We start from the raw sequence: 1,691 nt of genomic DNA, 5'->3' as shown, positions 1-1,691 counted from the left end.
CGCGGGCCGTGCTCGGCGTCCTGGCGGAGGCCCTGGGCCTGGAGGACCCGGTCGACCCGGCCACGACCTACTTCGCGGCGGGCGGCGACTCGCTCACGGCGGTCCACCTGGTCGGCAGGTTGCGGGACGAGTTCGGCCTCGACGTACCGATCACCGTGTTCCTGGAGGAGCTGCCCCTCCAGGAACTGGCGGCGCACATCGTCGGGACGAAGGAGCAGGACGCGGCGGAGGACTCGCTGGACGCCCTGCTGGCGGAGTTCGAGGCGGAGTAACCCTGGGGGAGGGCGGTGCGCGGCCCACCGGGCCTACGGGGCGGTCATCGCCTTCCGGTCGCGGAGCCCGGAGGCGATGACGCTCGTGACGTAGGGAAGGTGGGCGTCGAGGAAGAAGTGCCCACCGGCGAGCACATGGCAGGAGAACGGCCCCTGGGTCTCCCGCTCCCAGGCGCGAGCGCCCTCCACGGTGACGCGGGGATCGTGGTCCCCGGTCAGCACGGTGAGCGGAGAGGTGAGCCGGGGGCCCTCGCGGTAGGCGTACTCGTCGACGATCCGGTAGTCGGCGCGCATGGGCGGCAGGAAGAGGGAGAGCAGCTCGGGGGAGGAGAAGAGCTCCTCTGCGGTGCCGGAGAGCTTGCGCATGTCCTCGACGAGCTCGGCGTCGGTCATGTCGGCGACCCGCTTTTTGCCGGAGGCGGTGCGGGGCAGCGAGGGCGCCATGCGACCGGACACGAAGAGCGCCACGGGCGCCTTGCCCGAGGCCTCCAGACGCCGCGCGGTCTCGAAGGCGAGCAGCGCGCCCATGCTGTGCCCGAAGACCGCGAGGGGCCGGGCGTCGGCCCCGTCGGGCAGCTCGGCGAGCACGGCGTCGACGATCTCGTCCGCCCCCGCGGCGAACGGCTCGCCGAAACGGTCCTGCCGCCCCGGGTACTGCACGACCAACGGCTCGACGGTCCCCGACACGGCGGCCGAGAGCCCGTGATAGGCGCTGACGGAACCGCCCGCGTGGGGATAGACGAGCAGACGGACCCCGGCGTCGGGAGCGGGGTGGTTGCAACGTATCCAGTCGCCCACGGCGCACCCTCCTCTCAGATACGGGCAGCCCACCGCCGACCGGCGGGCTGACCTGGCCAGCATGCCGGACGAACGGGGGTCACGGGGCCGGTTTGTGACGCGCACGGCACGCCGGGCCCCGGTGAGCCGGTGAACCGGCGAGGTCGGGGTAACCGGACGAAACCAAGTGGCGGGTGGCGGTGGCCACACCAACGGAAGGAGAGCGAGAACATGTCGTCCTCATTGCTGGAGGCCGTGGACATCAAGGCACCGGTGTCGGTGAGCTGGTCACTCTGGTCCGACGTGGAACGCTGGCCAACCTTCCTGAGCCATGTGAAGCACGTACAGCGCATCGACGAGACGACCTTCGCCTGGCAGGTGTCACTCCCGACGGCGGACAAGGAGTTCGTGGCGGAACTGACGGAGGTGATCCCCGAGGAGCGCATCGCGTGGCGCACGACGGAGGGGGTGCACCACGCGGGCGTGGTCACGTTCCACCACCTGTCACCGACGGAGAGCCGGGTCACCCTCCAGATCGAGTACGACCCCCAGGGCTTCGTGGAACACCTGGGCGCCCTGACCAACCTGGACAAGACCCTGGCCAACTACGACTTGGGCGAGTTCCAGAGGATGGCGGAACTG

At 70.7% G+C, this 1,691-nt stretch carries 3 protein-coding genes; 2 read left to right on the top strand and 1 reads right to left on the bottom strand.

Annotated elements, in window-relative coordinates:
- Positions 1-272 (top strand): acyl carrier protein (locus AB8Z36_RS38675; RefSeq protein ID WP_369218043.1); only part of this gene is annotated, 272 nt, incomplete at its 5' end.
- 33 nt (positions 273-305) lie between these two features.
- Here the strand turns inward: AB8Z36_RS38675 and AB8Z36_RS38670 are convergent.
- Positions 306-1,070, bottom strand: coding sequence for a thioesterase II family protein (locus tag AB8Z36_RS38670; protein ID WP_369218042.1), 765 nt, complete (start codon positions 1,068-1,070; stop codon positions 306-308).
- Between the two features lie 210 nt (positions 1,071-1,280).
- Here AB8Z36_RS38670 and AB8Z36_RS38665 point away from each other — a divergent pair.
- Positions 1,281-1,691, top strand: a 411-nt coding sequence (locus tag AB8Z36_RS38665) for an SRPBCC family protein (protein WP_369218041.1), incomplete at its 3' end; no start/stop codon positions are given.

The organism is Streptomyces flavofungini (genome assembly GCF_041028215.1).
Classification (GTDB): domain Bacteria; phylum Actinomycetota; class Actinomycetes; order Streptomycetales; family Streptomycetaceae; genus Streptomyces; species Streptomyces flavofungini_B.
This window is presented reverse-complemented; position numbering and strand designations above follow the sequence as displayed.